22 protein-coding genes are annotated in these 24,260 nt (G+C 32.4%); 1 reads left to right on the top strand and 21 read right to left on the bottom strand.

Features of this window, described 5'->3' with window-relative positions; translation table 11 throughout:
• Window positions 1–89: 89 nt before the first annotated feature.
• The 9 genes from ABID96_RS07975 to ABID96_RS07935 all read right to left on the bottom strand — a co-directional run bounded on the left by ABID96_RS07975 (window position 90) and on the right by ABID96_RS07935 (window position 8,144).
• A complete protein-coding gene (locus ABID96_RS07975; RefSeq protein WP_192601548.1) occupies window positions 90–605 on the bottom strand; it encodes a hypothetical protein in 516 nt (171 codons plus the stop codon).
• A 172-nt stretch (window positions 606–777) separates the two neighbouring features.
• Window positions 778–957, bottom strand: a complete 180-nt coding sequence (locus tag ABID96_RS07970) for a hypothetical protein (protein WP_192601547.1) — start codon at window positions 955–957, stop codon at window positions 778–780.
• Between the two features lie 235 nt (window positions 958–1,192).
• Entirely contained in the window at window positions 1,193–1,768 is a 576-nt protein-coding gene (locus ABID96_RS07965; RefSeq protein ID WP_192601546.1) for a GNAT family N-acetyltransferase, read from the bottom strand.
• Between the two features lie 511 nt (window positions 1,769–2,279).
• The gene (locus ABID96_RS07960; protein ID WP_192601545.1) at window positions 2,280–2,558 is read right to left on the bottom strand and encodes a hypothetical protein; all 279 of its coding nucleotides are present in this window, start codon (window positions 2,556–2,558) and stop codon (window positions 2,280–2,282) included.
• 140 nt (window positions 2,559–2,698) lie between these two features.
• Window positions 2,699–3,097 carry a hypothetical protein gene (locus ABID96_RS07955; RefSeq protein WP_192601544.1) on the bottom strand — a complete coding sequence of 133 codons (399 nt, stop codon included), beginning with the start codon at window positions 3,095–3,097 and terminating at the stop codon, window positions 2,699–2,701.
• A 286-nt stretch (window positions 3,098–3,383) separates the two neighbouring features.
• The gene (gene clpP / locus ABID96_RS07950; protein ID WP_192601543.1) at window positions 3,384–3,968 is read right to left on the bottom strand and encodes an ATP-dependent Clp endopeptidase proteolytic subunit ClpP; all 585 of its coding nucleotides are present in this window, start codon (window positions 3,966–3,968) and stop codon (window positions 3,384–3,386) included.
• Between the two features lie 30 nt (window positions 3,969–3,998).
• Window positions 3,999–4,718: a sigma-70 family RNA polymerase sigma factor gene (locus ABID96_RS07945; protein WP_192601542.1), complete on the bottom strand. Its 720-nt coding sequence runs from the start codon at window positions 4,716–4,718 to the stop codon at window positions 3,999–4,001.
• 324 nt (window positions 4,719–5,042) lie between these two features.
• Window positions 5,043–7,034, bottom strand: a complete 1,992-nt coding sequence (locus ABID96_RS07940; protein WP_192601541.1) for a S9 family peptidase — start codon at window positions 7,032–7,034, stop codon at window positions 5,043–5,045.
• Window positions 7,035–7,199: 165 nt separating this feature from the next.
• Window positions 7,200–8,144 (bottom strand): nucleoside hydrolase, encoded by a 945-nt coding sequence (locus ABID96_RS07935; RefSeq protein ID WP_192601540.1) that lies wholly within the window; start codon window positions 8,142–8,144, stop codon window positions 7,200–7,202.
• 331 nt (window positions 8,145–8,475) lie between these two features.
• Here ABID96_RS07935 and ABID96_RS07930 point away from each other — a divergent pair, with 331 nt between their 5' ends.
• Complete coding sequence (locus ABID96_RS07930) at window positions 8,476–9,183, top strand: DNA alkylation repair protein (RefSeq protein WP_192601539.1); 708 nt, start codon at window positions 8,476–8,478, stop codon at window positions 9,181–9,183.
• A 458-nt stretch (window positions 9,184–9,641) separates the two neighbouring features.
• On the opposite strand, the gene ABID96_RS07925 is transcribed toward ABID96_RS07930, so the two are convergent.
• From ABID96_RS07925 to ABID96_RS07870, 12 genes are all read right to left on the bottom strand, one after another.
• Window positions 9,642–10,181, bottom strand: a complete 540-nt coding sequence (locus tag ABID96_RS07925; protein WP_192601538.1) for a 2'-5' RNA ligase family protein — start codon at window positions 10,179–10,181, stop codon at window positions 9,642–9,644.
• A gap of 19 nt (window positions 10,182–10,200) precedes the next feature.
• A complete protein-coding gene (locus tag ABID96_RS07920; protein WP_192601537.1) occupies window positions 10,201–10,968 on the bottom strand; it encodes a hypothetical protein in 768 nt (255 codons plus the stop codon).
• Window positions 10,969–11,080: 112 nt separating this feature from the next.
• On the bottom strand, window positions 11,081–11,539 hold the full coding sequence (locus tag ABID96_RS07915; RefSeq protein WP_192601536.1) for an NUDIX hydrolase: 459 nt from the start codon (window positions 11,537–11,539) through the stop codon (window positions 11,081–11,083).
• 125 nt (window positions 11,540–11,664) lie between these two features.
• Window positions 11,665–11,829 carry a YxiJ family protein gene (locus tag ABID96_RS07910; protein WP_377897047.1) on the bottom strand — a complete coding sequence of 55 codons (165 nt, stop codon included), beginning with the start codon at window positions 11,827–11,829 and terminating at the stop codon, window positions 11,665–11,667.
• Window positions 11,830–11,951: 122 nt separating this feature from the next.
• Window positions 11,952–13,496, bottom strand: a complete 1,545-nt coding sequence (locus ABID96_RS07905; RefSeq protein ID WP_483300718.1) for an alpha/beta hydrolase — start codon at window positions 13,494–13,496, stop codon at window positions 11,952–11,954.
• A 206-nt stretch (window positions 13,497–13,702) separates the two neighbouring features.
• Window positions 13,703–14,869: a mannitol-1-phosphate 5-dehydrogenase gene (locus ABID96_RS07900; RefSeq protein ID WP_192601534.1), complete on the bottom strand. Its 1,167-nt coding sequence runs from the start codon at window positions 14,867–14,869 to the stop codon at window positions 13,703–13,705.
• Window position 14,870: 1 nt separating this feature from the next.
• Entirely contained in the window at window positions 14,871–15,308 is a 438-nt protein-coding gene (locus ABID96_RS07895) for a PTS mannitol transporter subunit IIA (protein WP_192601533.1), read from the bottom strand.
• A gap of 16 nt (window positions 15,309–15,324) precedes the next feature.
• Window positions 15,325–17,421 (bottom strand): BglG family transcription antiterminator, encoded by a 2,097-nt coding sequence (locus ABID96_RS07890; RefSeq protein WP_192601532.1) that lies wholly within the window; start codon window positions 17,419–17,421, stop codon window positions 15,325–15,327.
• 26 nt (window positions 17,422–17,447) lie between these two features.
• Entirely contained in the window at window positions 17,448–18,812 is a 1,365-nt protein-coding gene (locus ABID96_RS07885) for a PTS mannitol transporter subunit IIBC (protein ID WP_483301339.1), read from the bottom strand.
• Window positions 18,813–19,090: 278 nt separating this feature from the next.
• Window positions 19,091–22,213 carry an MMPL family transporter gene (locus ABID96_RS07880; protein ID WP_192601530.1) on the bottom strand — a complete coding sequence of 1,041 codons (3,123 nt, stop codon included), beginning with the start codon at window positions 22,211–22,213 and terminating at the stop codon, window positions 19,091–19,093.
• 186 nt (window positions 22,214–22,399) lie between these two features.
• Window positions 22,400–23,002, bottom strand: a complete 603-nt coding sequence (locus ABID96_RS07875) for a TetR/AcrR family transcriptional regulator (protein WP_192601529.1) — start codon at window positions 23,000–23,002, stop codon at window positions 22,400–22,402.
• 370 nt (window positions 23,003–23,372) lie between these two features.
• Window positions 23,373–24,107 (bottom strand): YwaF family protein, encoded by a 735-nt coding sequence (locus ABID96_RS07870; protein ID WP_192601528.1) that lies wholly within the window; start codon window positions 24,105–24,107, stop codon window positions 23,373–23,375.
• Between the last annotated feature and the right edge of the window lie 153 nt (window positions 24,108–24,260).

Raw genomic sequence — 24,260 nt, 5'->3', positions numbered from 1 at the left:
TATAGCCTTTTACTTTGTTCTTTGTTCATCAATTAAAATACCAGTAAGAAATAGTATTTTTATTCCCCACTATTGCTGTCCAAATTAGTTCAATCTATTAATTTAAAACTATAACTGTCATGTTTCGAACGAGGTATCTTAGAAATTGAAAAGTTTTTCTCACCTATTTTTAATGCTTTTACAATTGTACGATTATCTACTGTTACTTTTAATTTCGATTTGTCATTTGCTTCATTACTTACTATTAATAACAACTGATTTGAATCATCGCTCTCTATATCAAGTACATAAGCTTCCAATGAACTATCTGAATGATTATCGTAATCTGATATTAAGTAGTTTCCTGAAATTCTTTTCGTAAAATGAATGAAACCAGGCTTATTATTATAAAGATAAGGAAATATCCGATTATTCTTTATATCTATAATTTTTAAAATTTCAATGTCTTCTTGATTCATACCTCGCTCACTTAGTTGTATTGATTTTATAATTGACTCTTTATCATTGCCATAAATATCAGCATCTGAATTTTGTGTCATAAATTGATATGAATAGACACATACAATGATTGAACATAAAATAATTCCAATTTTTGCCTTTAACATATTAAAATCCCCTATTTTAAAAGTTACAATTATAACCAATTTATCATTTTTAAAAAGGAATATATATGTTCACTTTTAAAATGGAATATATTAGCAATGAACGGTATCAGTTATTACTACTTATCTGAAAAAATTAAAAAGAAACTTTATTATCCAAGTTTAGATTAATTTATTAAGAAGTTACATAATTCAGTAGGATTAACACTATAAAAACAGTACTATATAAACCAACCTTTTGTATTTTAGTTCTTTTTTTTAACCATTTCCACCCTTTGCTTTCAAAATGAAACATTGAATAATCTATAACGCTCAATAATATCGCCCCAATTGCAAACAAAGTTATATTTGACATCAAATTCCCCCCGAATATTTTATATCAGAATACTTCTGCATAAATTTTCCAATTCCTTCCTATCTAATAATTGAATGGTGTATGTTTAAGAAGCAGAACCTAAAAAACTTTTGTCACATTGATATAATTTTATATATTGAACCAAGTTAAAATACAAAAAGCCAAGTGAGTGTGAAACTCCATTGGCTTACTTTCCGGTTGTTATATTCTATTTTCTAAAATACTATTATTAGACTTATATGTCTTCTAACATGTTTTGACCTTCTTTATTTTCATTAAAGGTAAGTACTTCATGAACAGGCTGATAGGATTCACCGTAAAAATGCGTGTCTCTGTACGTGTGAATCATGTTGTATGTTTTTTTCATGGCGTTATAAATGAGATCTTCACTCTCATTATTAGGTGACCAATATAAGATCTCCATTGAATTTATTTCTTGCGTTGCGAGTGATCGTCTACTATATCCAATTGATTGGGCATGCTCAAATCCTTCTCTTTTATAAAAACGCAGTCTCTTTTCTGTATCAGTATCATCATAATTAACCGGCTCTACTTCTAAAATAATCGGTTTGCCTTTCTTTTTTAGCTGATCAAGTAGTTTATTACCCAAACCCTGTCCGCGTGCATCCTTGGAAACAAATAAATAATCAATAAATACAAAATCATCAAGTTCCGCATACATAAGAACATGATGCGGGCCCTCATCCTTATGGTAAATATCTGACCGATCTTTTAATAAAGTTTCCATGTGCTCCCTTGATTTCATTTCTTCTATGGGAAAATATTGATTCAGTTTTTCATACCAATGCATTTGTTTTCGCCCTTTCTGACTGCCTGTACGATTGTGCCATGTTTTAGAAAATGAAAAGTGATATTAAATAAACCTTTAAAGGAAGTATTTGAAGTATTTACCATTTTCATACCCGAAAAGTACACATTCAAATGGTACCTTTCATTTTTTATTTTTTAACATTCGTACTCCAAATCAAAGAAAGACTGCAATCTGCAGTCTTTACTTTTTAAAATTAAACCAATCACATTCACTTAATGGGTAGAACACTCAAAAACATGAAATGATGCGCCTACACCATATCCATTTTCCACCTCGTGGATGACAACTTTTTGAAGTCCATTATTTCTTAATATATTTTGGAAACTCGCCATTTTCATAAAGACGCATTGGCATTATTACTACACCTTTTATCCTTTTTATAAATTTGATTGTCTGCTTGCGTTTCAACAAATTTTGAAAAACCTACGATTCATTGCCTGGTCATTCTATTTGTTTCTCTGTAATTCACTTTAAATCATCTAATAGTCTGTTAAGCTACTAACCTCAAAATAAAATTACATAACCTTTTAATAATAATATAAACGATCGCAATGAAAATAAAAGTAATAGTCAATCCAATAATAATTCCAACTACCGGAAGATTTTCAAAGATTCCATGATATACAACAAAATAACTATCCTGAAAACCAAAACCGGGGTTATATTTTGGTTGAAATAGACTTAATACTAATTTTATATTTATTAATAAAATAATGAGATGAACCATCAATGAAAATAGAATGGATTGAATAACTGTAGATTTTAACATATTTTTCCTCTTTTTGTTTTTTCACTAATTTTAACATTTTTATAATATTCTGTCATATGAGACAATAAAGAAAAAGAGTCACCTCTGTGTCTCACACGTATTCATCTAACTAATTGAATTTCTCTTTTAGTCTCTTACTACTAACTATTAAAACTACCTAATATCATAAAATCTACAAGAACACCGCTCATTGGATTTTCTGATCCTAATACATTAATTCCTAGAACGGTAACACCACTAATATTCGTGACATTTGCAGAAACAAATTTTCCAGAAACATTTTTCTCACGCATTTGCACTCTTGGCCTTGCGATAATTGAAGGATTTGTGGAATATACACTTGCTACTGCATAATCGATTGTTGTTAATAATGGAGTACCACTCGCTAATCCATTATCTGTAAAATATAATGTCGCTACACCATTTGCGTCGGATGTAGCTTGTCCATAAATAATTCGCTTAACTTTTTTAGGATTTGATTCCCCTGCTTTCAACACCTGAAAAGAAGTCGGTGCCAGCGAAAAAATTTCAATGCTCATAGCTACCCTCCCTATGTAACGATTGTTTTCTTAAGAATGATTGTCCTAATCCACTAATATTCTATGTTTAGTTTATTAGTTTGTTACTTTAAAGTGACTTAGTGGTACCTTTTTAAACTAAAACGGCTAGCTACTATTAATTTCTGAAATAAACGCCGTTGTTCAATTTTATTACACACATCTTTAAAAGTTTTTAACTACCTATCTAAAAGCTTTCCATTTAAGCATTAAAAAAAAGGTTAGCATTGCTAACCTTCTTAGTTTTAAAACCCTATTATAAAATTAGTTAATTCTTTGGATAAAGAATCTCATCAATAATTCCGTATTCTTTTGCTTCTTCTGCGCTCATGAAGTAGTCTCTATCTGTATCCTTGGCAACCTTTTCAACTGGTTGACCTGTTCTGTCGGCAATGATCTGATTAAGATGCTCACGTAACTTTAATATTCGACGTGCAGATATTTCAATTTCTGTTGCCTGGCCTCTTGCCCCTCCTAATGGTTGGTGAATCATGATTTCACTGTTTGGAAGAGCGTATCGTTTACCTTTCGTTCCTGCTAGCAAAAGCATTGCACCAAATGAGGCAGCCATTCCTGTACAAATTGTTTTAATTTCTGGCTTAATATATTGCATTGTATCATAAATGGCAAATCCTGCTGAGGTCGATCCTCCAGGGCTATTTATATACAGAGAAATTTCTTTATCAGGATCATCAGCAGCTAAAAATAATAATTGCGCCACAACACTATTTGCAACATGGTCATTAATTTCATCGCCAATAATAATAATTCGATCTTTTAACAAACGGGAATAAATATCATATGAACGTTCACCACGACTAGAATTTTCAATAACATAAGGAATTGTACTCATTTATAAATCCTCCTTAAAAGCTTTAATTGGCTATGCTGCCATACAGAGAGTGCTTGAAGGAGTTTGAGTTCGACATGCTTGGAAGTTACGTAATAACATTTTAGGACTTTCAACAATACAATCTAAAGAAGGAATAGCTTGGATTAGAACAGTAGGATCCTGAACTTCCAACGCTTCATGAAAAAGTTTATCCAGCTGTTCGCGGTCTTCAATATCCCAGAAATATTCAACAGAAAGGGATTGTTCTTCTTTATTTGTTTTTTCTAATCGCTTTTTTGCACGATGTAGGCTAGATTTTATTGCCATTTCTGATGTATCTAAAATATCAGCAATTTCCTTTGATTGATATTGAAATGCTTCTTTTAGAAAGAAGATTACTGCTTGTTTTGGCGTAAAATGCTGAAGTAGAAGATCCACACTATTCATTTTATCTGCGAATTGATCATTTACTACAGTTTGCGAATGATCGATATCAGGACTAATTGTTTCATCTTTTCTTTTACGTAAAGTATCAATCCAATGATTGTAAGCAATTTTATTTAATAAAGCTGAAGTCATTTTTTCACGTTCATAGTACTTTACTGCTTTAAAAAATGTTTCCTGTGCGATATCGTCACCATCCCATTCATTTTGAGTGAGAAAACGGCAATACCGCTGCAATTTTGGATAGTGTTCCATCCAATAATATTCCTCAGACCTTTCATCCTGAATTCCCTTTTCTATGCTGTGCAGGCCAAGCTTACTAGACATTCATGTTCACTCCTTTATCACACTCTCTATCCTATTAACGTTTCAAGAAGGATAAAAAGATACGGGGTCAAAAGTTTTTTTTATTAATGTATGTAGTTTAATTTAAAATTCTTCTATCTTTATCTTTTGTTTTATACTATATAGCATGTTACAAAATAAGGAAAAAATAATAAGCTACTTATTGGAGTAGTCAAAAGTAATATTACTTATTTTCATTATTGTCTCATTATAACACCGAATACTTTCCCTTAACTTTAATTAACTTTCAACTAAAAAAGCAACAACCCAAGCGAGTTGTTGCTTTTTTTTTAATACTTATCAAGTTTAATTGCGACGTTCATCAAACCATCCGATTAAATGCTGCAAGCGTTCTAAGCGGTGTTTTGGTTTTCCAGAGCGAGAAAGATCATGATTTTCATCCGGGAAACGTATTAGTTTTGTTTCAACTCCTAGACGTTTTAGAGCAACATACCATTGTTCTGCTTGCTCCATTGGACAGCGTAAGTCTTGTTCACTGTGCATGATTAGGATCGGTGTTTTCACATTACGTGCATGATGAAGTGGTGATATCTCTAAAAGCTTATTCGCATTGTCCCATAAATCAGCATGTCCATGCTGCCATTCTGTGAAGAAGAAGCCAATATCACTTGTACCGTAGAAGCTATGCCAATTACAAATACTACGTTGCGTAACAGCTGCTTTAAAGCGATTTGTACGTGTAACAATCACGTTGGTCATGTATCCACCGTAACTGCCACCTGTCACAAATAAATTATCATGGTCGATGTAGTCATAGTTTTCTAAGCCATAATCTAGACCCGCCATTATATCTTCATAATCCATGCCACCGTAATCACCTATAACAGCATTAACAAACTCATGGCCATAGCCTTGACTTCCTCTTGGGTTCGTATATAGTACTACATATCCTTTAGAAGCCATTAATTGCATTTCATGATGTAATCCATTTCCATAAGCTGTTGCGGGTCCACCATGAATTTGAAGGATCAATGGATATTTTTTTCCTTCTTCAAAACCATAAGGCTTCAGAATCCAACCTTCAATTTCCTTATTATCTGTACTTTTGTATTGGAAATTTTCAGGAGAACTTAAAAATACTTCCGCAAAAAGTTCTTGATTCCAATCAGTTAATTTACTAAATTTATTCATATTATGTAAATCTTGAGTAACCAGGTCTCCTGGAGAATGAGGAGTAGCAAGGACAAGTAAAGCTTTGTCATCATTTACGATATCATATGAAGTAACGACTGAATCATTTGGAGAAAGTGGAGATGAAACTTCACCATCCAAATTCACACTAAATAACTGACAATCTCCACCAACGGTTGCATTAAAGTAAATAGCACAGCTAGCCTGGTCCCAAATAAGTCGTTGCTCTGCTGTATCATACTTTGCATCAACACCAACAAGATTTCCAACTGTGTAATCAAATGTTTCTGTTAAATTTGTCAATTCACCCGTCTCAATAGAAAACAGTAGAACATTCGCATTCCCCTGACTTCTTTCACCGCGAGCATGCCCAACAACAGCTAGCCATTTTCCGTCTGGTGAAAGTGAAGGTGCCATAATGAATCCATTTGCTTGATAGAAGAGTGTCTCCTCTTTTGAGTCAATATCAAACTTCCATATCGCAGGAAGGTAACCCCACTCTTTATCTTCTGCTTTCGTACCAATATAGAATACGCTTTTCCCATCAGGGGTAAAACGAGGTTGTGAAAAATCATGCTCCCCATCTGTAATCTTCCGATAAGCCTTTGACTCGATATCAAATAAATACACATGCTTATGTTCATCACTATAGATACCAGCTCCATCACCTTTATATCGAAGTCTAGTAATTACCTTTACATCACTTTTTTCTTCCTTCTTCTCTTCTTCGTTTGAAAGTTTGAATACTCCATTGATCGTAAGTGCAAGCTGATTTCCATCTGGTGACCATGTAAAATCACTAATTCCTTGCTTAACGTCTGTCAATTGGATTGCTTCACCACCATCAATATGTAAAAGCCAAACTTGATTTTTTCCAGTCCGATTAGAACGAAATGCAAGCTTTGATCCATCAGGTGACCACTTTGGTGATGTATCTTTTACTAAACTCTCTATTACATAATGAGAAGTAAACTTGCGACCTTCCCCTTTTAAATCAGTTATGTAGATAAATGAATAGTACCCATCTTTTTCTTGATCAACATGTGTTAAAACATAGGCAAGCTTATCTTTCTTAGGGGATAATTGGGGATCTCCAACAAATTTAAATTTACATAAATCCTCTGCGGTAATTGGACGTTTTGACATTCTACTTTCCTCCTTATTTAGGAATATACAAGTCTATCTTAGCACTTTGAAAATTGAAGTAAAGGTATTTTCTGTATTTTCTAAATTAAATGAATATTTATTAATTTAGATAGTTTTAAAGATAGATTATTGTATTCCTCTCCATGGTAACCCGTTATATATGTTTTAAAATTGTTCACCGGTCATAACAGTCATAAATTCTTTATAGAATTTCTCGTAATTGTAACCAACAGCAATTCTATGTTTTGGACGATTTCCGAATGTATCTGGTTTTGTCGTAACTCGAAAGTCACCGATACTTTGTCCTCTATTTTCTTCAACCGTGTTAACTAATACTGAAGAAGAGAAATATGAAAAAATATCATCTCGCTTGATTCCAATCATCGTTAAAGCATCATGGACAGGACTTCCTTTTATACCAGGTACCATTTTTTGATAAAATTGATAATAATAATAATCTAGTAAAGTCTTTAAAAACTTAGTTTTACCTTTTGAATGAATATAATTGACCATTTCAGGTGTAACAATAGCAGTTTGGGTTACATTTAATGGATAAATAGATAGATTTTTTGCGTATTTCATCACAATATTAGCAGCAATTGGATCCCCATAAAAATTAGCTTCTGCTATTGGCGTAACATTGCCTGGATACAGAAAAGCACCACCCATAATATAATAAGAATGGACATTTTTCATTGTTTCTTCATATAAGAGAAATAAAGTTGCCAATGAGGTTAACCTTCCAGTATTTACAATGATAATTTCATTTTTGTATTCCTCAATCAACTCAATGATATCAAAGAAATTCTCGAACTTTGTAATCCCCAATTGTGGTTGAATTGGTCCTAGGCCAAATTGTCCGTGAACTTCAGGATAAAAGGTTGCTCCCTTTGCTGTCATTGGTTTATCAGCGCCACCAAATACTTTTATATATTCTTTCCCAACGCTTTTCAGTAAAAAACGTACATTTCGAACCGTTTCCTCTTTTGGAACATTTCCATAGTCTGCAACAATTCCAATTACCTCGATTTCCTCTGTCAGATGGGCATAAGTCAGTGCGACCGTATCATCTATGCCAAAATCTCCAAAATATAATACTCTTTTTACCATCATAATTCTCCTTTATCATTACCCCTATTAAATGGAGTTAATATCATATAAGGAAGTATAGGTATGTTTACTTTCTCATTATCTATAAATATACTTTCGTAGCGTATTAAACAGAACAGATCACTTTTAAATCCTGTCATGATTTCAAAGATTTAACTTCCTTAATTCTGCACACTTAACTGCTCAGGACTTGTGCCACATAATTTTGGTATCATTTCAATTAATTCTCCTATTAGATCATTTTTGTATTAACATGCAGAATAGTTAAAAAAGAAATGATAAAATATATGTAAATAAAATAGGTAATAGTTTAGAAAGGATGTACAAAAAGATGGATTTTGAAATAGTTATGCAGGAATTGGAGGCACTCGGTAAAGAACGTACAAAAAAAACTTACATAAGTAATGGTGCACATGAACCACTTTTTGGAGTAGCTACAGGCGCAATGAAGCCACTTTCAAGGAAAATAAAGAAAAACCAACCTTTAGCTGATCAGCTTTATGATACCGGGAACTACGATGCCATGTATTTTGCGGGAGTCATTGCCGATCCAATGGTCATGACAGAAACAGATTTTGAGCGATGGATTGATACTGCATATTTCTATATGCTATCTGACTATGTAGTTGCTGTAACCTTAGCAGAAACCGATATTGCTCAAGAAGTTGCAGATAAGTGGATTGCAAGTGGAGAAGAACTAAAAATGTCAGCGGGTTGGAGCTGTTACTGCTGGCTATTAGGTAATCGCCCAGACACGGAATTCAGTGCTAGTAAGATTTCAGATATGCTTGATTTAGTAAAAAACACGATACTAGATTCTCCTGATCGAACAAAATCGGCAATGAATAATTTTGTATACACAGTCGCTATTTCATATATACCACAACATGATAAAGCAGTAGAAACCGCTATGGAAATAGGACCAATCGAAATCAAGCGTGAAAACAAAAAGAACGGTATCCTCCATGCTTCTCAAAATATTCAAAAGGATCTAGATAGAGGTTTGAAGGGGTTTAAACGTAAACATGTAAGATGTTAGGATATTAGGGTTTAAAACTAACTCTAAAATGAATTATATAATGTCTTAGGAGCTGTGAAAACAGCTCCCTATTTACGTTTTGGAAGTGGTTGATAAATGATTATTTTCTATTCTTATAAAGAAATAACTAATTAAATAGCTCAGACTGGTGATTCCAAATATGGCAAATATTCCAGGTGTCATTGCAAAATAGAAACTAAATGGGATCGACCAAATAAAAGCAAATAACATAAAACTTTTCTTGGAATTTAAGGATGCATAAATCATTAAACAGGCAGGAAGTAACAACAAAAATAGTGTACTTATACTTACACCTATTTCTTTAACATTTGAGTAAGGATTAAAATAGGTTAAAATGACCCACAAGATCATACTGATCAAACCTGAAAATACCCCTAAGATAACTGAAGGTTTTATTATTTTGGCGTCCCCCTTTTATCATTTTGTATTTGAATAATTTATAAACTATTTTGTAAATGAATATCTAAATGTTTTATGTATTTGTTTGCTTCAACTTCTTGATATACTCTAATAAAATTAACCTCGAATGTCGGATAAGGACTTAATTCTCTACCCGCATTTTCATCCATATCTTTTAATTCCGTACTTGTTAATCCAAAGTTTGTTTGTCCTAATGTAAGATGTGGTACATAATCCTCTAACTCCATATACTTTTTAATTAAATTATGCTCTGGAGCAACTACGTTCACAATTTCTCGGTGCAATTCATAAATATTTTCTGAATCTACACTTAAATAAAGCACACTCTCTCCAAAGTATTTTGGTTCATTTAATGATACGTGAAATGATGAAAAACTTTTACATACTATTTTCACTTTTGTTAACCAATCTTTGTCTGAGGTTAATCCCCCTTGAGCCTTTACTGTAATATGTGGCTCAACAACATTGAAAAGATCATTATTTTTCCATTGTTGTTGGAATTTTAATATTCTTATCTTTATGTCTTCTGGAGGTACGATACCAATAAAATACTGCATATTTCTTTCCCCTTTTATATTACTCATTCATCAGCAAATGATAATTTTCATCATTCGGTTTAAATGGACTTTCTTTCAAGATAAAGAAAAATAAATCTTTTATCTCATCTGCTGATTCGATGACAGCTTCTTTCGTAGTATTTTTTGGATAAGTATCCAAAAATGAGTTAATAAAATTTGACTCTAATGTTTCATAAGCTTTAAATTGATGGAGTTTTTTTTCTTCATTGAAAGCTTGGACTATTAGTGTAAGCTTTCTCATTTCCTCTAGCATTTGCAGTGCATAGATTATGTTATTCCTTTTTACCTCGATGTTACATTTCTTTCGAAAGTACAAAAATTTGAATACAATGTCATTATCAATTTTATATTTTATGGGTTTTTCTATAAACTGGCGGTGTTCATCAATCATTTTTCTTTCCACCAGACCTGATCGGTCAAAAACAATTTTCCATAAGGGTGATTTCACATTTAAATCGTTTGTTGCTAAAACTGAAACATTTAATTCAAGTCCATTTTTCAGAAAAGCAATTAGCAAATATATTCCTTCTTGAAGTGTTACCTCTTTAATAAAAAATGAACCTAGCTCTTCAAGAGTCTGAATAATAATTTCTTTTGCACTTTCTACAGCAACTGCTGTTGAGACCATTAAATCTATATCAGAATACTTGTCTCTATATCCAGTCACACCTGAACCTAATTGGATGATTCCCTCTATTGAGACTGACTGCTTTAGCTTGTTTACTAGACTGATAAAATACAATTCTCTTTCTTCTGAACTATACATTTCCCCACCTCTTATAATTCAAAATTATTTCGTCCTTTTTTTAATCGATATATGCAAAATAATAAATAAGGAGCTGAAATGAGCTCCTTAGATTAATTATTTTTAGAATGCATTAGTTCTTTAATATGGAATCAATAAACAACCTAATTATCGGTAGTTCAGGTGGACTAATATTTGACGGAATGTCATTTAAGTTAAAAAAACGCAATTCTTGCACTTCGCTTTCTTCTATTTCCATTTTCCCTTGATATTCCGTACATATATAAGTTGAAATTACATTATATACCTCATCACCATGAGGATATTTGTAATAAAATTCTTCCCCAGAAAAAACATTAAATAGTTTAAGTGATACTGCTGTTAAACCAGTTTCTTCTTTTAATTCCCTTATTGCTGCTTCTTCCAAAGTCTCTCCCATTTCTAATGAACCACCTGGTAATCCCCATGAGTTATTATCTTTTCTTAGTTGCAATAACAATCTATTATTTTGATCCAATAGAATAACATTTGCACCAGTCATGATAATAGGACGACTACCAATTACTTTTCTTAAATCCATAATGTAACTCATTAATTATCTCCTTAGAATTATATTAATAATTTAATTCTATTAATAATATACTTTTCCTCCTTAACTATCTCGCCTGATAATAAAATAGGAGCTGAATCAAATTCAGCTCCTAAGTAATTGTATGTTTAAGTTCTATAACTTTTTTCTAGAAATAAGTTATGCAAAATATAAATTCTTATTTTTTCATGTAAGAGATATTCATTATAAAAAGTCGGATATTCTTGAATATTTGCTTCTATAAACTTATATTGATCAAAAATTTTAAAAAAGGATACATTCAACCACTTGATTAAATTACTATTAAACCTTGTATAACTATCTTAGGTGTTAACAAGAAGAGCATGTTTTAATAAAGATTCATAAAACATGCTCTTCTATTATTTAACTTTTTTAATAGTATTCTATTAATAATTTACTTTTTCTCTGTCGTTAAAGGTTCGACTTCATGTCCAGTTTTTAAATCAATCACTCTCGTAGAATTAGAAGGTACTGGTATTGATTTGCTGTTTGGTGGTTGTTTTTTCTTTTCTACCCATTCTTCAAGTAAATCAAAAGATTGATAAACATAAGGGAGAAGTGGTTGTAGCTCTTTCTTTTGGTCGGTAGCTGCGTTCCAAACAAGACTGTCAACGTGGTTGGCTTTTTCAATCGTATAAAGACGATGATTTTTGGCTTTTCCTGATTCTTTTACCAATTTTTCATAGGGTGTTGCATGGACTGATGGAAAAATAAGTGTATCAAGTGAACCAGTTAGGCTAATTAAAGGTACATTTATATCTCCAGTATTTTCTATTTTCTTGACGTTTTCTTTCACTGATGATGGACGAGATTGATAGTTATAGTTGTTAAAAATCCAATCATATTGTCGGTCTCTAAGGCCGTTTGTAAAGTTCAAATAATTTTTCCATGGGATACGATTTTCTGCGCTCGGATCAAACTCATCACGATAAATATTTAATGTAATAAACCAATAAATTTGATCATGATAATTCCATAGTTGTTCAGAGCCTTTCGGTAATCCTGAATTATACATTTCTTGAATTGCCTCTTCTTTTTCAGTACCTGTTCCATACAATGCTTTTTCGGCATTATTTACGACTGGTGTTAAGGAACTTATTAAATTAGGTTCATTCGCTCTCCATAGAACGCCTTCCCAATCGATTCCTCCATCATACAAAGCTGGTTCTCCGGTTTTCTTTTTCCCATCATTTTCAAGAGCGTAACGGACTACATATCCACCGTTTGAAATTCCCATCGCATACGTTGGTATTTTATGTTTTTTGTGAACGAGTTTACTTGCTGGATTATGCTTATCATTTTTATCAATTAGTTTGTCTGCATGATTTTCAATTAAATATTTTTGAGCAGCTTTTGTCACTTCTCGGAATCTTTTATTCCATTCTGCAACACTATCTTCTTCATCCGATAATGCATTTTTAGATTTTGCTAAAGAATCTAATGGGTCAACTTCACCTTGTGTTCCCTTATCTGAAGCTGCAAATGCATATCCTTTTGCTAGGACATAATCACTAAATAATAAATCTGTTGCGGTTTCACTTCGAGTCGCTGGGATTCCTGCAACAACCAATTTCCCATTCCAATTTTCAGGAACACGAATTAAAAACTTTGAATCTTCAAACATACCATTAATTTGAGTACCCTTTACTTCTGCAGGTTTATACATTTTATACCAACCAGTTCCTGCATCTTTATTTCCCCAGTTATATGGCGTTAATCCCAGGTTTCCAAACTCAATCGCAGCATTATATTGAATTGGATTTTTTGTTGTAAGCCAATTGCCACTTACACCATCAAACTGCGTAACTTTTACATCATGTGCTCCTGGAATAATAGTTCTTGATGTTGCAGAATAAGCCTTTTCATTAAAAAAACTTACAGATGGACTTGTCAATAACAGAATCGATGCAGCACCTAAAACCAATAATTTCTTTTTCATCGCTATCATTCTCCCTTATACATATGAAATCTAGTCCTATCTAATCTTCTATATTTTAAATTCATTACCTTCATCAATCAGTAATGAGATAAAAATTGAGTCTTTATTACTAAGTGCCTTTTATAACAAAAAAAGCTGCATGTAAGCAGCTTTTTTTCCTGTAATAAAAGAATAGGTTATAAGTAAATTTTGATTTAGTAAAATTATTACATTTGAATATATAAGTCTTTTTCTATTTGAACATATTCCTTAATAATTAAGTTAATCAACTCTTTAAAGTCTGATAATTCTGAATATTTAACAAGCAACTGTTCCACAGAATGATCCTTAAGGTAACTTTGTAGTTCAATCGCTTCTTGATCATCGTTATTTTTATATGACATTGCAACAGCAATTGCTTTAGCTAAATATTTAGGTTGTTTTCCAAACTCCATTAACTCTCTTGCTGGTTTTATAAAACGGTCATTTGCTCCTAATTTACGAATTGGTGAACGTGCTACACGAGTTACTTCATCTGAAATGTATTCATTTTCGAATCTATTTAATATTTTTTCAATGTATAAATTGTGTTCTTCGGGATCGAAATGATATTTCTTTACTAATAATGCACCAGTTTCTTTCATGATTTGGCTAACTATATGTCTAATATTTTCATTAGCTATGGCGTCTTTAATTGTTTGAATACCATAATAATTTCCTAGATAGGCAGTTGCTGCATGACCTGTATTTACAGTGAATAGCTTTCTTTCAATATACGGTAGTAAATCATCTACATAAGTTACCCCATTAATCACAGGGATATCACCTTTCATTTTCGACTTTTCGATAACCCACTCATAAAACGGTTCCACTGCAACTAATAAAGCATCATCATGGCTTTGAATTGGAACGATTCTATCTACGGCTGCATCAGGGAAACAAACTGATTGGTCAGTTTTTTCTTTCTGAGAAAATGTCATATATTTATACACTTCATCTCTTAAATAACTGCTGCCACCTATCATATTTTCACATGCAATAATATTTAAAGGTTTTTCTAGATTAGTCTCTCTCTCTATTAGTCCATCTGCAATTAGCTTTGCTATTTTTGGAAGGATTGTTGGTCCTACTGCTGTAGTGACAATATCAGCTTTGGCGATAATTTTAGTCACTTCTTGAGGATCTTTAAGACTATTAATCCCTCTTACATTCGTAATCTTTATTTTTTCTTGTGTGCAATCCGCTAATATGACTGTGTAAGATTTCTTCTTATTTAGTTCGTTAATAATTTCTTCATTTACATCAACAAAACAAATCTCATATCCTGCATTGTGCAATAATTGACCGATAAAACCTCTACCGATATTTCCAGCACCAAAGTGTATTGCTAACATCTTACTCCACCTCACTAAACATGTTGATTAGTTCTTCTTTTGATGAAGCAGCAATTAACTTATCGACATTTTCTTCCTCTGAACAAAGAATCGCGATTTGAGATAATATATCAAGGTGTTCATTGTTTTTTCCAGCTATTCCAAAAACAACTTTTACAATATTTCCATTCCCAAAATCTACTCCATTTGGAATTTGTAGGACTGATATTCCTGATGTAATAACTTCTTCCTTTGATTCCTCTGTACCGTGGGGAATCGCAATATAATTCCCCATATAAGTTGTTAAGGATTGTTCTCTTTCAATCATCTTTTCAATGTAGGTTTCTTCAACGTAGCCGTTTTTTACTAAAACACTTCCAGCTAATCGGATTGCCTCTTCACTAGTTTTTGCTTCTACATTCAATAAAATATTATCTGTTGGTAATACGGTCTGGATCATCAAAATCCCTCAATTCTTAAATTTTTTTCTGTAAGTTTTCATACAATACTTTGCTTAGAGTTTCATAAATATCACTATAGTTATTTGACGAAAATATTTTTATTGATTTTTCATCTTCAATAATTGCTGAACTGATTGTACTTAGCACCTCTAATTGCCCCATTTGTATATCTACTGGAGCGAGTAATAATAACAATGAATTGATTTTAACTGTTGACTGATCCATTGCTTTTACAAACATTGATTCATGAAGTTGAAAGGACAAGAATACTGGTTTCATCACATATTCAGATCGACAATGATATAAAGCTATACCTGTTCCAGGTATTCCAAGTCCACCTTTCTTTTCTCTCTCCATTAGTTCATTAGATACCTCAAAATAATCACCGATTAGTCCTCTCATATTTACTTGCTTGCAAACTTCTAATAATAAAATAGATGACGTTGGAATAAACGGTAAAGAAATCGTTTCAAAGGTATTCAAAATGTGAAGTACAGTTTCTGTATATTGATGTACTAGTTCCATCTTTTGTTTTATTGTTTCTGTGGTTTCCTGTATTCTTGGTTTTTGATGCTTTTTATGTTGAATTTTCTTTAATAAAGCTGCTTCAGTCGTTAGAGAAATACGTTTTATTTCTTCACGAATTTGTTCTACTTCTTCTTTTGTCAATAAAGGATTTACTGTAATATAGTTTTTTGAAAAACCAGGCATATCAACAGTCGATAAAATAATATCGTATTGTCCCAATTGAATATTCTTTAAGTTTGCTAATGATGATACGTCAATGTCTGTTATTTCTTTAATCTCTTTTTTTATTCGACTTGCTAACATTTTTGATGAACCGATTCCACTAGAGCATAATACTAGCGCTCTAACCTCTTTACTATTTTCATAGACTACATGTGATGATCCAAAGTGCAATACTAGATAAGCAATTTCTTCTTTTGGGAAAGAAACAGCTGGAAATGCTAATTTTAACCCTTCTTGAATGAGGTTAAACAGGACAGGATAATCCTTTTGAATTTGACTTGCTAAAGGATTGTTAGCTTCTAATTTTTTTTGAATACGATAAATAGCTGGTTCAATATGCGTTATTAGACCTTCAAATAAAGCAGCGTCTTTCTCAAAGTCTATATCAAGCTGTTTCGATACATATTGTATTAACTTTTTTGAACCTTCTACAATCTCTGTATCACTTTCCTCTAACCAATCATTTTTCTCATGGCGTAGCCTCGCACCTAACAAATGCATCGTAATATAGCCTTTTTCTGCAACTGGAATATGAATTTTAAACACTTCTTCTAATTCAGTAGCAATCTGACCGGCAATAAGAAATTCTTTAGACATTTTCAACTCTTCTAGTACATCTTGGTCTATTTCAATGACTTCGCCTAGAATAATTCTTTCAATGGCTAATGATAAATGGATTGTAAAAGTCATAAATGCATTGTCAGCTAAGGAGTATGGCAATCGTTGTTCAATATCACGAATCATTTTTCCAATCATAGTGAGTTTTTCAAGTTTAATAATTTCTAATAGTTCATTTGATAGTCTATTACTCGCCTCAAACTCATCTTCTACTACAGATAGAAACTCATATTCATTTAATTGCTGTGCGATTAGATGGCCAAATGCCTTTCTTTTTCTTCTTTCAGATCCTTGTAAGGCAATACCGTAACCTTTTTTTCTAATAAGATTTAAATCGAACGCCTTTAACCATTCTTCCACTCTATTCAGATCATTACTAACTGTAGCAACAGTGACATGTAGATCATTTGCCAATGAACTTAATTTAATAGATTCTGGTTCTTTCAATAAGGCACAGAGAATTAATTCCTGTCTTTCTTTTTGCGTAAACTCTTGGCCGCTTTTCAAGATTGTAATTTGAAGCTCATTTTTCTGCTCATGAGTTCCCTCTATCGTCATTCCAATTCCCGATACTTTCTTAAAATGAAGTTGATGAGCTTCAACAATCTTTTCAATTCCTTTTAATTCTCGATGTACGGTACGACTACTAACATGTATCTGCGCTGCAATCTCATGAACGTTGATTCCATTCGGATTCTCTAATATCAAGTGAATGATTTCTCTTTCTCTAGCTGAAATATACATACATACCTCTATTAATCTTTTTTTATTTATTTTATCAAAGAATTCACCAACTCATCATACTTTGGACTGTTCAAGAAGTTTTCTACAGATAAATGAACTGCATTTGGAACCTTACTTTTTGCTCGATCTGTTAAATCTTTATGCGTTATAACAATATCTACATCATTTGGAAGATTATTGATTGCTACATTTGTAACCTCTACATCTAATCCAACTGTTTTTACTTTTTTTCGTAAAATAGAAGCCCCCATTGCACTAGAGCCCATTCCAGCATCACAGGCAAAAATAATTTTCTTTACTTCCTTATCAACAACTAGAGAGCTTGCTACTTCTTTCTCAATTTGAATTAGATTAGCTACTTTGCTTTCTTTCCCTTTTAAGTCACTTGTCTTTTGAGCCGCTGCCTCCAAATCTTCATCTGATACTGCTGACTTAGATGCTTTTAAGATGACTGCAGAAATGATAAATGAAACGGCTGCTGCTACAATTACACCTGCAAGGATTGGTAAGTACCCACCTTTAGGAGCCATTGCTAATATTGCAATTATACTTCCCGGAGAAGCTGCTGCTACTAGACCTGCGCCTAAAATGTTAAATGTAAATGTACCTGCTATACCACCTGCAATAACTGATAAAAGTAAGATTGGCTTCATTAGGATATATGGGAAATAAATCTCATGAATCCCGCCTAAAAAATGAATAATAACTGCACCAGGTGCTGTTTGTTTTGCAGCACCTTTGCCAAATATCGTATATGCTAATAAAACGCCTAAACCTGGTCCAGGATTTGCTTCTAATAAGAATAAGAGAGATTTTCCAACTGATTTTGCTTGTTCAAGACCAATTGGACTTAAGATTCCATGATTAATTGCATTATTTAAAAATAAAATTTTTGCTGGTTCAATAAAAATATTTGCTAATGGAATGACATTTGCTTTTACCATGGAATCTACACCATTAGCTAATAATTCCGTAAGAGTTGACACAACAGGATTTACACCTATTAAACCAATGATTGCTAAAATTGCTCCTAAAATACCTGCTGAGAAGTTATTCACTAACATCTCAAATCCTGACTTAACTTTTCCTTGGATCACTTGGTCAAACTTTTTGATACACAATCCTCCAAGAGGTCCCATAACCATTGCCCCTAAGAACATAGGCATTTCTGCACCGACAATTACCCCCATTGTTGCGATAGCTCCAACAACTCCACCTCTAATATCGTGGACCATTCTTCCACCAGTAAAACCAATCAGTAATGGCAATAAGTAAGTAATCATTGGACCAACTAATTCTGCTAATTTTTCATTTGGTATCCAGCCTGTTGGAATAAACATTGCAGTAATTAATCCCCATGCTATGAATGCCCCTATATTTGGCATTACCATTCCACTTAAAAAACTACCGAATCTTTGAATTTTTACTTTTATGTTATTTCCTTTTTCTATACTCAATTTTTTCCCCCCATTCATCTTTATAGTTAAATATTAAAACGCTTACACTTACAAAACAATGAAATGAATATTGGTATTTGTCACGAACTTATGTGACAAAATTAAAAAGTGTTTGATAATTTTATATATTTAGTCCATTTTCTTCAAGAAAAAAGAAACAGGCATTGTCACATAACAACACCTGTCTCCTCATTATTTGTAAATGATCTAGATTACAAATTTTGAACGTCTTTTATTTGTAAACCTTCATCATTCTTTTTATTCAATCGAAGTTTAGACAAAAAGTCTGGTATCGCAATCAGTGCAGGTACAAATATTGGCAAGAATACCAAGCACAGCGCTGCAATCCCTACGATTACGGCTGTTCCTAATTCAATTAATAGTGACAAACCTGAAGGTATAAGCGTAGCAAACGTACCTGCAAGAATTATTCCTGCAGAGATTACTACTCCGCCGATATGTTTGGAAGCTTCCACAATAGCATCTTTAGGCGAAAGATCAGGATATTCCTGGTATCTCATCATAAGGAAGATACTATAATCTACTCCCATAGCGACAATAATGATGAATGCGAAAAATGGAGCAAATGAAGAAATGCCATCTAATTTAAGCACATCATATACAACAAAGTTCATTGCATTCATCCCTATATAATAAGACCCGATTAATGATCCAACAATATAAAGTGGAATCCAAATATTTCTGATGACTAAAACCAGTACTAGAAATACACTTATTAAAATAATGACTTTCGTTCGGTCTAAATCACTTTTTAGGACCTTATTCATATCATTTGTATTCGAACTTGGACCTCCAGTTCCAAATTTCGCATCAGATAGAACTGTTCCTTTTAGGCCAGAAGATAATGTATTGTTAATCTTCTCTATCGTTTTTAGTGCATTTGCAGAATAAGGATCGTCATTTAAAACAACTGTAATTTTTGCAATTTTTCTGTCTCGAGACATGTAATTGTCCATTGATTTCTTAAAATCACTATTTATTAATGCGTCTTTCGGTATAAAAAACGTTTTATAATCTGTTAATTGCGTCAAGTAGTTGTTTGTCTTACCAAGTCCCTCTGCAATATCATCAAGTCCGTTACCACTTTTATCGATTCCACCTTTAAGCTGACCCATTCCACCAGAAAGCTTTGATAAACCGTCATTAAGCTGCTCTTGACCATTTTTTATTTTTTCAACGCCGGAATTCAATTGTGCCATACTAGAGATAATCGTTTTCTGTCCAGCACTACCTTGCTTTAACCCATCTGAAAGTGATGCTGCACCTTTTTGTAACTCATCCAATCCACTTACCATCTGTTTTTGAGCAGAGGCAAGTTGTTTTAATCCATCATTCGCTTTCTTAAAATTAGCATTTAATGTGTCGTAGTTTTTACCTAACTCCAAAATTCCGCCATTAACCTGAGCTAATCCAGTGGCTAACGAGTTACCAGATTCTTTAAGAGTTTTATATTGTTCATCAGAAGCTAATTGATCTGGATACTTTTCACCAAGTACATCGATTAACTGATTCATTCCTCCAAGGCTCTGTTGCAACATTGGTAGTTGTTGCTCGATACCTTCATATCCATCTCTTAATTTTGTATAACCAATTTGAAGACTCGACAGCCCATTCGCAACCTCATTCGTTTTACTGCTAATTGTTTCTATGCCTACTTTTACTTTGCCAATGCCATCACTGATCCCAGCAGCACCATCCGCCCCCTGTATGATTCCATTATCAATTTTTGTTAGTCCTTCGCTAATACTACCAAGTCCTGTTTGGATTCCTCCAGTGCCCTTTACAAGATCATTCACACTTGAGAAGTCCGGTGTTGTTAAACTAGAGCTCATCTGGTTTAACCCATTACTAATCTTGTTCACACCATCTTTTGTAGCATCCATTCCATTTGTAACAGCTTCTGTTTGACTGCTTATATAAAAATCTTCAATTTGCTCAGCAGTTGGTTGCGTTACACTGGATACTTTTTTAACACCTTTTATGTCTTTAATTTCTTCTGTAAGATTGTCAATTACCGCTAAATACTCATTAGAATCCATTGGATTTTTACTTTCAATTGCAATTGTGGTCGGCATCGCCTGACCTTTATCAAAATGCTCAGCTACAATATTAAATCCTTTTGAAGCTGGCGTCGAATCACCTAATTCCTTCAAAGTATCAAATGTTAGTTTTTGTGTATTAAAAAGTATTGAAGGTACCGTAATAGCAAGAATTACTAGTGTAGCAAGCACAGGATATTTAACAGAAACCGACGTTAGTTTAGCCCATAATTTATTTTCTCCATGACCTGAAGCACCTTTTGATGGCCAAAATAGTTTATTACCAAGTACTTTCATTAAAATTGGCGTAAACGTTAGTATTTCTAAAAGGAAAATAGCCGTTCCAATTGCAACAACTGTACCTGATTGATAGATTGAAAACTTTGCAAAGCTTAAACTTACAAAGGCAATAAAAACTGTAAGAATACTATAAAAAATGGTTTTACCTGCTGTTTTAAACGTATTCACGATGGCATCATCAACTGAATAGCCTTTACTTAATTCCTCTTTAAATCGGTTAAATAGTAATATATTATAATCCGTTCCTACACCAAATAAAATTAAAATAAGGAGTAGCTGTGTAAGACTTGTTATTGGAAAATGAAGCTTTTCAATCAGCTGAGCAGCAATTCCCATCGAACACAGATAAGATATACCAACTGCAAGTAAGGATACTAATGGAGTCACAATCGAACGGAACATAATGATTAATACAACAAGAATAAAGATAATCGTTAATGCTCCACTCTTATCTACTCCTGCGATCGATACTTTTGTATAATCATCATTAATAAAGTCTTCTCCTGTTAAATAGTAAGTGACTTTTACTTTTTCTAGCTTATTATTAAATTCTTTTTTTATTTCATCTATGTCTCTTCCATTAATATTAAGCTTGAAAGATACTAATAAAGTAGTTCCATCTTTTGAGGTTAAAGAGCTTTTTGCATCAGGTATACTAAATGGATCAATAATCTCATCGACCCCAAGCTCTTCCTTATTGTTTTGAATCGCTTTGATTCCTGATTCAATCTGATTCATGTCTTCTGTTGATAATTTATTCTCGTCGTAAAAGACAATTAATTCATTATTCCCCTTGACCGTACTCATTTTGCTTAAAATTGAGTTCGCTATTTTGGAAGGATTGTCATTACTTAACTCTCCTTGCCCTCTTTGTCTAAGAATTTCATTTATATCTGGTTGAAAAACTGTTAATAAAACTGTTGAAACAATCCAGATTGAAAATATAATCCAACGGAATTTTAAAATCTTTCTCATTTGAAGCCTCCTATTTTTATAAATTAGTAAATGACTATTTTGCATTTGTTTAAAAATGAACAATTGTTCACCAATAGGTAAAAAAAAGTTATACATTTTAGTTATTTGAATTCTTACTTAAGTAATGGCTATACAAATTAATACAATAATGAACATTAGTTCACTAATAGACAAAGAATAGTCACATCAAAAGATGTGAGACATTTCTTCAAATCGCTTTTCAATATCCGTAAAAATGATATGAATTAACTGGTCAACTAAGATACTTATTCTAACTCCGTCTTCCTGAGTTCTTAACAGAGTATAAACTCCTTCAAGCAAGGTCGTCGAGAGAACGTAGCAAATAAATGGATCTTTAACCTCAATATCCCTTTCTTTCAATTGCTGCATTAACTCCTTTTGAAGAATAATATGTATGACTGAGATCATCTCTTCTTTAAAGTTTTCAAACTTTGAGCCTTTACTCTTATCAAAGAGAATTAATAGTTCTTTATTTTTCACTTTAAAAATATCTAAAATGACATCTTTAATATCTATTACTGTACAGATTGGGTTAATACTACTATCAATGGAATCTTTAAGCGTCAGTAGCACATCATTATAAACTGGTTCTACTAAAGAATTAAAAAGGTCTTCCTTATTCTTAAAATATTTGTATATAGTACCTAAAGCAATGCCTGCATTACTTGCGATATTTCTAATGGAAGCTCCGAGATACCCTTGTTCCTTAAACTCCTCCAGAGCTGCAGCAATAATTCGATTCTTAATATCTTCTTTTAAGATTTGCATTCGTGAACCTCCGTTCATTTTTGAGGATATCATTGAAACAAAATTTTGTAAATTCTTTTTTTATTATTTTTAAAACTAATTTTGTTTATCTATTTTCAATTGAGTTTTCATCTATAATTAACCAAATTTCAAGAGAAGAGTTCTGTCGTGATTATCCTTTTATTGTGTAGCAATAACTAATCATTAATTTACCCATTTCACAACTATAAACAATGATCTTATTCTAAAAACTTTAGATAAGAATCAATTCAATAGTACAAAAAAAAAGATAGTAATGGCAGATATTTATTCTGTCATACTATCCTTTTTCCAATATCACTTTGTAGGATCTTGATTCTATTGATTCATTCATTCATTCATTCAAAACATACTACATACTAATTTCTGTTTCTTTACGTAATTTCTTACTCTTCTCACGTAATCCTACCCATAATAATAAACTCAGTACTAATAATACGCCTTCTAACGAAACGATATAATACGGGTATTCCCCTAAATAATTCAACACACTTTTTGTTTCAGGTTTTCCACCTAAGAACATATAATTTCCGTCAGTCTTTTTATTGACTAACATAATAAATGGCATAAGGATATTTAAAAACAAAAATACCTTACCGATAGAATAGATCGTCGGGCGATAGCCTATTACCCATGTAAAATATAATGGCACTAATATAATTAAACTATGTGTTCCAAAGAAATGTATAAATCTAAAATGTGGAAAATCAAAGAATAAATACGGTGTTAAAACTGCTTGCATCGCACCTAAAATTCCAGTGAACAATACTATCTCATAAACTAGCTTATTTCTTGTTAACAATAATAAGATGACTAAATATAAGCTTATACTACATAATTGCAATGGTAACGAATCACTCGTTCTCCATATATCATTTTTTACCATCCATATATTATATAAAAGATCAGCCACAATAAGTAAACAAGCAAATCCAAACTCTACTTTTCTTAGATTCAATTCTTTTAATTTATTTCTACCTATATATAAACCTATCATACACAGTACTAATAAACCTATTACAATTAAATGACTTGTACCAAACGCCTCAAAACGAATCCCTTTACTACTTCCCCCAAATAAACCCATAACATCCCCCTGCAATTATATTAACTTTTAATTTTAAATAGTCTTCCTCTTTCAACCAATGCATGCATTCGTTCAATTTAACTTGTCCTTCTTTAAGCAGGAGTTTCTATTTAATGCCTATGTAAATCCTTCTTACTAGTAACATATTTGTAT

The sequence above is a fragment of the Gottfriedia sp. OAE603 genome, from assembly GCF_040543965.1.
GTDB lineage: Bacteria > Bacillota > Bacilli > Bacillales > Bacillaceae_G > Gottfriedia > Gottfriedia solisilvae.
The sequence above is the reverse complement of the archived record's forward strand: the minus strand, read 5'-3'. Positions and strand labels throughout refer to the sequence as shown.

Coding starts and splice junctions, on each gene's coding strand:
- ABID96_RS07975 (WP_192601548.1), bottom strand. CDS start 605: ATGTTAAAGGCAAAAATTGGAATTATTTTATGTTCAATCATTGTATGT.
- ABID96_RS07970 (WP_192601547.1), bottom strand. CDS start 957: ATGTCAAATATAACTTTGTTTGCAATTGGGGCGATATTATTGAGCGTT.
- ABID96_RS07965 (WP_192601546.1), bottom strand. CDS start 1,768: ATGCATTGGTATGAAAAACTGAATCAATATTTTCCCATAGAAGAAATG.
- ABID96_RS07960 (WP_192601545.1), bottom strand. CDS start 2,558: ATGTTAAAATCTACAGTTATTCAATCCATTCTATTTTCATTGATGGTT.
- ABID96_RS07955 (WP_192601544.1), bottom strand. CDS start 3,097: ATGAGCATTGAAATTTTTTCGCTGGCACCGACTTCTTTTCAGGTGTTG.
- clpP (WP_192601543.1), bottom strand. CDS start 3,968: ATGAGTACAATTCCTTATGTTATTGAAAATTCTAGTCGTGGTGAACGT.
- ABID96_RS07945 (WP_192601542.1), bottom strand. CDS start 4,718: ATGTCTAGTAAGCTTGGCCTGCACAGCATAGAAAAGGGAATTCAGGAT.
- ABID96_RS07940 (WP_192601541.1), bottom strand. CDS start 7,034: ATGTCAAAACGTCCAATTACCGCAGAGGATTTATGTAAATTTAAATTT.
- ABID96_RS07935 (WP_192601540.1), bottom strand. CDS start 8,144: ATGGTAAAAAGAGTATTATATTTTGGAGATTTTGGCATAGATGATACG.
- ABID96_RS07930 (WP_192601539.1), top strand. CDS start 8,476: ATGGATTTTGAAATAGTTATGCAGGAATTGGAGGCACTCGGTAAAGAA.
- ABID96_RS07925 (WP_192601538.1), bottom strand. CDS start 10,181: ATGCAGTATTTTATTGGTATCGTACCTCCAGAAGACATAAAGATAAGA.
- ABID96_RS07920 (WP_192601537.1), bottom strand. CDS start 10,968: ATGTATAGTTCAGAAGAAAGAGAATTGTATTTTATCAGTCTAGTAAAC.
- ABID96_RS07915 (WP_192601536.1), bottom strand. CDS start 11,539: ATGAGTTACATTATGGATTTAAGAAAAGTAATTGGTAGTCGTCCTATT.
- ABID96_RS07905 (WP_483300718.1), bottom strand. CDS start 13,496: ATGAAAAAGAAATTATTGGTTTTAGGTGCTGCATCGATTCTGTTATTG.
- ABID96_RS07900 (WP_192601534.1), bottom strand. CDS start 14,869: ATGTTAGCAATACACTTTGGTGCTGGAAATATCGGTAGAGGTTTTATC.
- ABID96_RS07895 (WP_192601533.1), bottom strand. CDS start 15,308: ATGATCCAGACCGTATTACCAACAGATAATATTTTATTGAATGTAGAA.
- ABID96_RS07890 (WP_192601532.1), bottom strand. CDS start 17,421: ATGTATATTTCAGCTAGAGAAAGAGAAATCATTCACTTGATATTAGAG.
- ABID96_RS07885 (WP_483301339.1), bottom strand. CDS start 18,812: ATGGTAATGCCAAATATAGGGGCATTCATAGCATGGGGATTAATTACT.
- ABID96_RS07880 (WP_192601530.1), bottom strand. CDS start 22,213: ATGAGAAAGATTTTAAAATTCCGTTGGATTATATTTTCAATCTGGATT.
- ABID96_RS07875 (WP_192601529.1), bottom strand. CDS start 23,002: ATGCAAATCTTAAAAGAAGATATTAAGAATCGAATTATTGCTGCAGCT.
- ABID96_RS07870 (WP_192601528.1), bottom strand. CDS start 24,107: ATGGGTTTATTTGGGGGAAGTAGTAAAGGGATTCGTTTTGAGGCGTTT.